General features: G+C 52.1%; 8 protein-coding genes. All 8 read right to left on the bottom strand.

The genetic code is table 11. The annotated features are described in order from the left end of the window. Positions 1-194 precede the first annotated feature (194 nt). The 8 genes from VMT62_11165 to VMT62_11200 all read right to left on the bottom strand — a co-directional run bounded on the left by VMT62_11165 (position 195) and on the right by VMT62_11200 (position 8575). On the bottom strand, positions 195-359 hold the full coding sequence (locus VMT62_11165) for a hypothetical protein (protein ID HVN96981.1): 165 nt from the start codon (positions 357-359) through the stop codon (positions 195-197). A 174-nt stretch (positions 360-533) separates the two neighbouring features. Beyond that, positions 534-1316, bottom strand: coding sequence for a crotonase/enoyl-CoA hydratase family protein (locus VMT62_11170; GenBank protein HVN96982.1), 783 nt, complete (start codon positions 1314-1316; stop codon positions 534-536). 94 nt (positions 1317-1410) lie between these two features. After that, positions 1411-2580 (bottom strand): reductive dehalogenase, encoded by a 1170-nt coding sequence (locus tag VMT62_11175; protein ID HVN96983.1) that lies wholly within the window; start codon positions 2578-2580, stop codon positions 1411-1413. A gap of 106 nt (positions 2581-2686) precedes the next feature. Continuing rightward, a complete protein-coding gene (locus VMT62_11180) occupies positions 2687-3763 on the bottom strand; it encodes a TRAP transporter substrate-binding protein (protein HVN96984.1) in 1077 nt (358 codons plus the stop codon). A gap of 55 nt (positions 3764-3818) precedes the next feature. Beyond that, entirely contained in the window at positions 3819-5120 is a 1302-nt protein-coding gene (locus VMT62_11185; GenBank protein ID HVN96985.1) for a TRAP transporter large permease, read from the bottom strand. Further along, positions 5113-5595: a TRAP transporter small permease gene (locus VMT62_11190; GenBank protein HVN96986.1), complete on the bottom strand. Its 483-nt coding sequence runs from the start codon at positions 5593-5595 to the stop codon at positions 5113-5115. Before VMT62_11190 ends, VMT62_11185 begins: the two co-directional genes overlap by 8 nt. An 85-nt stretch (positions 5596-5680) precedes the next feature. Then, the gene (locus VMT62_11195; GenBank protein ID HVN96987.1) at positions 5681-6667 is read right to left on the bottom strand and encodes a carbon-nitrogen hydrolase family protein; all 987 of its coding nucleotides are present in this window, start codon (positions 6665-6667) and stop codon (positions 5681-5683) included. Between the two features lie 540 nt (positions 6668-7207). Continuing rightward, complete coding sequence (locus VMT62_11200; GenBank protein HVN96988.1) at positions 7208-8575, bottom strand: sigma 54-interacting transcriptional regulator; 1368 nt, start codon at positions 8573-8575, stop codon at positions 7208-7210. Between the last annotated feature and the right edge of the window lie 117 nt (positions 8576-8692).

Raw genomic sequence — 8692 nt, forward strand, 5'->3', positions numbered from 1 at the left:
TAAGACTCATGTGGCGGTGCCTATCAGGTCCGACCACGGATAGCAGGCTGGGGGACATAACGTTGATCAATACACAGGAGGGCAAAAAGAGACAGAGATAACGTCGGGGGTTGACAATCTACATAGCAGGTGAAAGCGCGATCTTGCTACTTTCACTATTTTGAAAAAATAAAAGCTTGAACTTTTATCAATGTCTACCGGATTTCCACCTTCTCGTAAGAGCTCGACAAGAACCATAGAGCCGAATAAGCGAAACATGCGGCATTGAAGTCGCTGCCGATGTCCACCCCTATGACCAGCGTCCCGTTGCCGATTCTATTGCGTTTCTCCTGCTGTCTGCTATACTGTCTCGTATGCATGGCAATTGCTCCTTTCGTTAGGATGTTTGGTTCGCCACTTAAACATTTCCTTAACAGAGAGTAATTGTCCATGCTTTTTTTCTTCCTTCTCCAGATCCTAATTCCGTATAGTAAGCCGGAATGTTGAATCCTACGTTGTCGCGCTTACTCACAACATTACGCTGAAGCGTATTCCTAGCGAGCCCTCCATTTGGGCTCCCGCTTTTCGGCAAAGGCGGCTGGTCCTTCTGCCGCATCAGCGCTGCGGATAATACTCTGCCAGATATCGGCGTTCTTCTGCCACAGTTCAGCATCGGTCATGTCCAAAGCGACTCGCGCGAGTGCAAGGTTCGCACGGACTCCGAGGGGGGCGTTCACGCATATTCTCCGCGCGAGATCCATGGCGGCATTCATCAATCTTTCCGCCGGCACCACGGCGTTGACAAAGCCGAGGATATACGCGGCATGGGCGTCGATAGGTTCCCCGGTGAGGAGCATCTCCATGGCACGCGCCTTCGGCATCGCCCTGAGAAGGCGAAACGCGCCTCCTGCTCCCGCGTAGAGGCCCCGCTTCACCTCGGGCTGGCCGAAGACGGCGGATTCGGCCGCGACCACGAGGTCGCACGATAGCACGATTTCGCAGCCACCGGCCAGCGCCGCGCCATTCACGGCTGCGATGACTGGTTTGGTCCTAGGGTATGTAACGAACCCGGCAAAACCACCTCTGCCGTCCAGAATCGCAGGCCCTTCACCAGCGGCGAAGGCTTTGAGATCCATTCCTGCACAGAATGCACGTTCTCCCGCACCTGTAACGATGCCCAGCCAGACATCCTCTTCGGCCTCGAAGCGATCCATCACCACGCGCATCTCTTGCGTCATTTCCGCATCAAAGGCGTTTCGCTGTTCTGGACGGTTGAACGTTATGACGGCAATACGGCCCGTGACCTCATACAGGATACGTTGGGTCTTTCCTTGCATAGGGCACCTTCCCTGTGAGGGTCTTAGGCTTTGTTTATTCTCGGCCAGTTCACTAGATTCTAAGCACCCTGTCCTGTCTTGATACATTTGTGTTTCATATTACATGGGGAGTCTCGCCATCCTTCAATTTACGCTTGGATCGATCGTGGAGCACCCCATCAACACATTCCAGTTGGAACCACCATTTCTTGCTGTAATCAGCATTACCATATCCTAGGAGGTCATCTCCCTTGATCGCAAGACTCCGGGCGACACCCGAATGTCGCATCATCCACCCCACCGCTCGGTGGAAAGGTGTATACGGTTTATTCCATGGACACACTGTCATACACGTTCCGCACGATGCACCGTGCTTGTTCCCAACCCTCATACTGGTACACTTCTTAACGTCGACAGGCCACCGCTCGTACCCGTTATACATGATCTTTCCTTCATAACTTATAGACTGTGTGGGGCATTCACGGGCACACTTCTTACACTTTGAACAGAAGTCCTGAAGGCCAAAGTCGATCGGCTTGTCCGGTGCCAGCGGGAGGTCGGTAGTGACAACGGCAGCCTTGAAACGGGGACCCAAGAATGGGTGTACCACACACTCTCCCATGCGCGAAAATTCTCCGAGCCCGGCCCATAAGAGTATCGGTGGCACGACCAGGTCATAGTTGAACGCACCATAATGCGCCTTAGCGGGATACCCGAGCCTCCTTATGTAGTCGGCCATGACGCAGGCTATGAATCCGGACGTCGAATAGGCCATGTAGCTTTGTGGCCGGCTGATGTAATCGGATCCACTTGTAGCCTCGGAGGTTCTCCAGTCCTGATCAATAAGGATCGCGATCGCGTTCTTATGCTTCAGATCGACGGGCTCGCCACTTGGGTAGCGATGAGTGAAGACCGCGTAAGGGGGGAGCTCGCATATGCCAACTGCGTCACTGCGAAGAAAATAAGCAAGTTCTTTAATGTGGTGGGCGAGCAATTCCGGATTGTCCGGGATAGGCGCTTTTTGCTTGGCAACGATACCGTCTACAATTGGTCTCAGGTAGAGACCTATGTCCAGAAGCGCACCTGAAATCGGCTCCTTATCATTGCGCAATCTTTCCCTTTCCAGGACCGGCCCGTAATCGCCCGCTGCTGCCTTAGCAAACCCGCCGTCCCGTTCATTGACCCTTTTTACCTGGTCATCTTTTATGAGGGTCGTGGGACGCTCAACACGCTTCAATGTATGAACCGGAAAGAGATCAAGCTTTCGTTTATGAAATCCACTCATGTATACCTCCCGTTCGGGTCGATCAACTACTACAGCAGCTCACTTTGCCTTTTTCTCGAAATGCCGCGAGGTCAGGTCGAACCAGCCGAAGCTATGCGTCATAAAGCTATTGCGCATAAGGGCTCTTTAGTTTTCGGTCCGTCTCCTGCTTCCCCCAGTACGCGATACGCTCGCGTATGTATGCGAGCTGCGCTTCCATGTCAGCCCGCTTGAATCCCTTGCCTTCCATGTCCTTTATATAGTTCTGTATCACAGGCTCCACTGCTTTCTGCATTTTCGTGATCTCCGCGTCAGGCATGACAAGCATCTGCCCGCCCTGTTGTTTGAAGTAGTTCAATCCGTCGAAGTCCGCCTGGAGCGTGTTCACGGCCTCTCTGTCGACCCATTCTTCCGACGTATCCGCGAGAACCTTCTTGATGTCATCGGGCAGCGCATTCCACTTCTCCTTGTTTATCGCTACAAAGAAGGTGTACATCAAACCCGTCGCGCGCTGCGTGAGGGCGCCGTACTTGATTACATCGCCCAACCGAAAGCCCTTCCACGACTCCATCCCCTCGAAGACTCCGTCCAGCAACCCCCTTTGCACTCCATCATACACATCCGCCATTTCGACGGCCACAGGTACTGCGCCCACAGCCTTGATTGTGTCTGCAGGTCTTCCCACACCCCTGAACTTTAACCCTTTCAGCTCTTCCATTGATTTGAACGGCTTCTTTGAGGTTGTAAAGAGCAGAGGCCCAGGCGACCAAAACCAGAGCACATGCACATCATTCCATTCTTTCGGCCTGAACTTCTTATAAAAATCGTGCTTGACGTGGGTGCAAACGAAACCGCTGGAATAGCCGACCGGCAGGTCCAGAATCTCGGTAACCGGGAAACGACCCCGTGTGTAACCGACGTGGCTGGTGCCCATGTCCGAAACCTGGTTCACGATTCCGTCGTAAACCTTCGGTCCGGTGGTGAGCGTGCCACCCGGATAATAGGCGATCTGTACCCTGCCGTTGGTGCGCTTCTTCATCTCTTCGCAAAATTGCCCGAGCACCGGGCTGGCCGAGAAGGTTATTGGCAGAAAATTACTGAATGTGAGCTTGATCGGAGCCTGACCCTGTGCGTGCGCAGGTGCAAAAAGCGTGAGACTCAATACAACGGCGATACTTGCTACAAACAACAGTTTGTCTCTCATCCTAGCTCCTCCTTACAGTTTTTTGTTTATCTTTTCTCTCATTTACCGTGTTCTCCTATTTCATAAGGTAGTGCGGAAGAAAAAGAGCGAGCTGCGGGAATATGAAGAGCAGGGCTCCGAAGACGACGATCGCGAACAAGAAAGGGGCTACTCCTCTGTAAACCGTGGTAAGCGGGGTATTGGTCAGCTTGTGTACGATAAAGACGTTGGCGGCTATCGGAGGGATGACGATGCCTACCATCACGGTGACACCGAGCATGATGCCAAACCATATGGGATCGAAACCGAGCTTCTGTGTAACCGGAAAGAAGATGGGGGTGGCAAGAATCATGAAGGCGAGGTCGTCGATGAACGAGCCGCCGATGAGGTATACGAAGCAAATAACGATCATGACAATATTCCTGTGCACAGGAAGATTTGTCGCCCAGTCCGCCATGATCTGCGGGATATTGGTAATCGTGATGAAATGGCCGAGGATTAAAGAGCCTGCAACCATCAGAAGAACCATACATGCTGTACGCATAGCTTCCCCGATGGCCTTCATGTACGCCTTAAACGTTAACTGCTTTCTAAAAACAACCATGAGAAACACGACCATGGTACCCACACTGCCAGCTTCCGTAGGGGTAAAAAATCCCCTCAAGAGCCCGACGATCATGAGGAAGAAAACAGCAAGAACCACTGCCACTTCGGGCAGAGAAGCGATTCTTTGTTTCCAGGTTGATTTCTCCCCGGGTGGAGCCAGCGATGGATTGATCTTGGCCCATCCGTAAATCGTGAGCATAAACAATAGCGCTATCCCGAGTCCCGGGATAATTCCGGCCAGAAAAAGTCTGCCTATCGATTGCTCCGTAATGAGACCATAAATGATGAGAAAGACGCTTGGCGGAATCAGGCAGCCGAGCGTCCCCACAACGGCCACGAGGCCGGTAGAGAGCGTTTTGCTGTAGTGGTAGCGATCCATTTCGGGAATTGCCACGGCGCTGAACGTTGCTGCCGTGGCGTTTGCCGAGCCGCAGAGCGCCTTGAATGCTGTAGCCCCACCTACGGTGGCCATAGCAAGACCGCCCGGGATGTGACCAAGAAATCGGTAGGCACTATCATAGAGCTTCTTGGCTATGCCTGACGCGAACGCTAGCTGTCCCATAAAAATGAACAGGGGGAACACCGTATACCCGTACGACACGAACACGTCATAGATATCCTTTGCCATCATGTGCGTGGCTGCTTTGAAATTGACAAGATACGTAAATCCGGCGAACCCGACCAGGATCATGCAAAAAGGAAGTTCGAGGCCGGTCAGGAAAAAGAAAAGTATCGCTCCCAAGGCTATGCATCCTACGGTCACCTCATTCATGAGATCCTCCGTGGATCTTGAGGATATCGCAAAAGAGGGAGATCGAAAGCACGAGGAAGCAGATGCCCAGGGCATAGGCAACGGGATACAGGGGTATTTCAAGAGTGCCGGAAACTTCTGCCCCCTTCCAGAATCCCGTCGCAATCTTGATGAAATTCCAGCTGATGAGGAGGCACAGGCCGATCCCGATACATTTCGTAATGACGTTGAGCAGGTTCTTTGCCCGGGTGGGAAGCCAATTTACGACGAAATCAACAGAAATATGACTTTTCATCCAGAAGGAAATCGGAACAGTGAAACCCAGAACAACGCCTGCGCAGATAGCTATGATTTCTACGGCACCTGGTATGGGTTTTCCAAATATCCGGACCACAACATCCACTGTCGTCAGGAGTATTATGAAGGACAGGAAAATAGCTGCTATGGTCTGCATCCCTGTGTTGATTTTCAGAACGCCGTCAAGGAACCTTTTCATTCGCCTCCTTTCTTCTTCCTGTGAGACATTTTCACCGGAAGTGCTCTCATTTGTTGTGGAGTAGCGTGGCCTGTTCCTCCTTTTTTCATTCTGCATTATCCAGGTTGCTACCCTTTTCACTGTCTTCCACACATCTGGGCTCAGCGGGCTCGGGCAGGACGTTTATATAAAGTGGCTTGATCTCTCGCGCATCGAAGTAAACCTGAAACTGCTTCGGCCAGTAATGTCCTGTTGTTTCGTGAAGAAAATAGTGGCGGACGATCTGGTTCAGGTCGATCTCCGCGTAAACGATGCCCTCTTCGCCCGGCGTGAGTGGCCCCGCCATGATTCTGCCCGTCCCCGCCTCAATGATCGCGCTCCAGGTGCCAGCCGTCTCTATCTCCACACCGGCCTTTTTTATCAGCGGTTCGTCAACGACTGACTGGCTGCAGACAACAAACGCGTTGCAGGCAATCGCATAGTACCGTGAGCAGATCTCACTGAGAGGGTTGACAAAACCGAATCCGATCCATGAGGCAACGTGCACTTGCTCACCCATTGCTGCGAGCGTGAAGCTGGGCAATGCCATCGTATGCTCGCCGCAGATCAGGGCTCCAAGGCGCCCCACCTCTGTATCGTAGACCTTGTGGGTGCTCCCGTCTCCTTCCCCCCAGACGAGCTTTTCTCCGCCGGTCGGTTTGAACTTCCGGTGCTTGCCCATAATTTGACCCTTGCGGTCGAAGAACAGAAGCGTGTTGTAGAGTGTCTTGTTCTCCCGCTCGTTAATGCCGACTACCACGTATGTCCCGTACCGTCGCGCGGCCTCACCGAGCCTCATCGTAGCTTCACTGGGTATATCCACACTGTTTAGAAAGAGCTGTGTCGACAAATCGAGACCTTTGCGCAACCCCATGTACCAAGCCCAATAAGGATTACCCGGGATAAATACCTCGGGCAGCGCAACTAGGTCAGCGCCGTTTTGTCCCGCCGTTTCGATCAGTGTACACGCCTTTTCAACCGAGTCTTCTCTGTTCAAATAGACAGGTGCTGCTTGAACCGCGGCTGCTTTGAACTGCGGCAGTGTATCACCCACGATCTGCCTCCTTATCGTAGCTACTCGTGGTCTGCAAACTGATCCCGTTTCCTATACCGGCGGCTTTCTCCAGGACAAAACAGTATGACTCCTGTATCCAAGCCGCGGGATCTTCGTCGTTGTGCATTCTCTTTTTCCGTAAAAAGGGGGCCATAGTCATACGGACAGATCTAGCAAATTTGCCTCCCCTTCGTCTACACCTTTATCATCGATCATCGTGTAGTAGAGTGGTGGGGCCCTCAATCTGCTTCAGCGCGTGAATCGGGATATACTCAGGCCACAATCTCGTATGCCTACCAAGGCTGCCAAGCAAGGGCTGTGCCAGTAAGCTGAATACTCGTCGTTTCGTTAATTACCAAGGCCAAGCAGCCAATATGGCCGGAACCTGACAGTGAATTTTCTCAGGAATGATAATCAGTGTTGATACCAGAAAAGGTATCAACAATAATCTGAAAAAAAGTGATTGGAAAGAACAGAATGGATTTTATATTGGTAGCCACGCATGCCAGGCCCGAGGCTATGTTTACGTTTGAGCAGGTTTCAATGGACAATTTTCCCGACGTTTCTGGCTTCTTTTAAACGTCTATTGAGGGTCGCGAAGCTTATGCCCAAGTGCTTTGCGGCTTCCTCATAGCAAGTGGCTCTCTTCATGACGCCCATAATGAGTCCAAGTTCGTATTCTTTGACCATAGACTTGAGTGACCTGAATTGCTGGTAGCCTGAAGCGCCCACTTGTTGCGTCAGCGAAGTTTCGGGACGTGCTAAGGGGGAGTACTCAGGCGGAAGATCTCCCACACCCAGCAACGGCCCACCTACCGTGAGAAAAAGGTATTCGAGCACGTTTGAAAGTTCCCTGACATTGCCCGGCCACTGATATTTTAGGAGAAAGCTGGAGAGATCGCCGGCAAGACTCTTTTTGGTTACATACCTTCGGGAGAGCTTTTCCATATAATGTGTTACCAAGGCTCTTATGTCCTCGGGTCGCTCGCGCAAGGGCGGAATACGTATAGGGATAGTGGCAATACGGTAGTAAAGATCCTGCCTGAACCCCCCAGCATTTGTGAGCTGCCTGAGATCCCGATTGGTCGCGGCAATAATCCTGACCTTGACTGTCTTGACTGACCTCCCTCCGACATGCATAAACTGCTGATCCTCTATGACATGCAGAAGCTTACCCTGCAGTTCCGAGGGCAGATCCCCGATCTCATCCAAGAATAGCACGCCGTTATCAGCCATCTCGATGAGGCCACCTCTGCCCGTCGAGAGGGCACCGGTGAACGCCCCTCTTTCATATCCAAAGAGCTCTGATTCAAACAGACTGGCTGGTATGGCGGCACAGTTAACCTTTACAAAGGCACCATTTCTTCGCTTGCTCCTGCCTCGCTCATAAATGAGCCTAGCAACTAACTCTTTGCCAACCCCTGTTTCACCATCGATAAGCACATTACTCTCCGCGTGAGCAACGAGATTAGCCAGCCTCACCACATCTTGCATCTGCTTGTTTTCGGCAATGATTGATGTCCAGCGGGTACCTTCCGTTTGAGCGCTCTTGGAACCCATGACTGACGCGGCTCGGAGTTCCGACACGTCTTTTATGCCACACACTATCCACTCTAGATTTCCTCTTCCGTCAAAAACTGGCCGTGCCGTAACCAAATTTTCTTTGCCAGCCATTGTCAGCGACCGCAGAGTGCAGGGCACGCCCTCGGCGATTACCCGCACTACAGCAGAAGCACTAACGACCTTCTTTTTTAACAGGTCGGACATCCTTTGGCCCACGACCACTCCCCTTTTCAAACCGGTTACGCGCGGCATAGACGAATTGGCTAGCACGACCCGACTTGACGGGTCAGCGACCACTATTCCGTCTGGGAAATGGCTGAATCCAATTGACACTTCGGTCTTCATTTTGACTATATATCATACACTGGTGTAAAGGGTTGTCAAGGGAAAGCTGGCTTGGCGTTTCCCCAGTTTTTTCTACCCACTCTCCTCCCAGAAGTTGAAGCATAGTTGAAGTTCAGG

The organism is Syntrophorhabdaceae bacterium (assembly GCA_035541755.1).
Lineage (GTDB): Bacteria > Desulfobacterota > Syntrophorhabdia > Syntrophorhabdales > Syntrophorhabdaceae > PNOF01.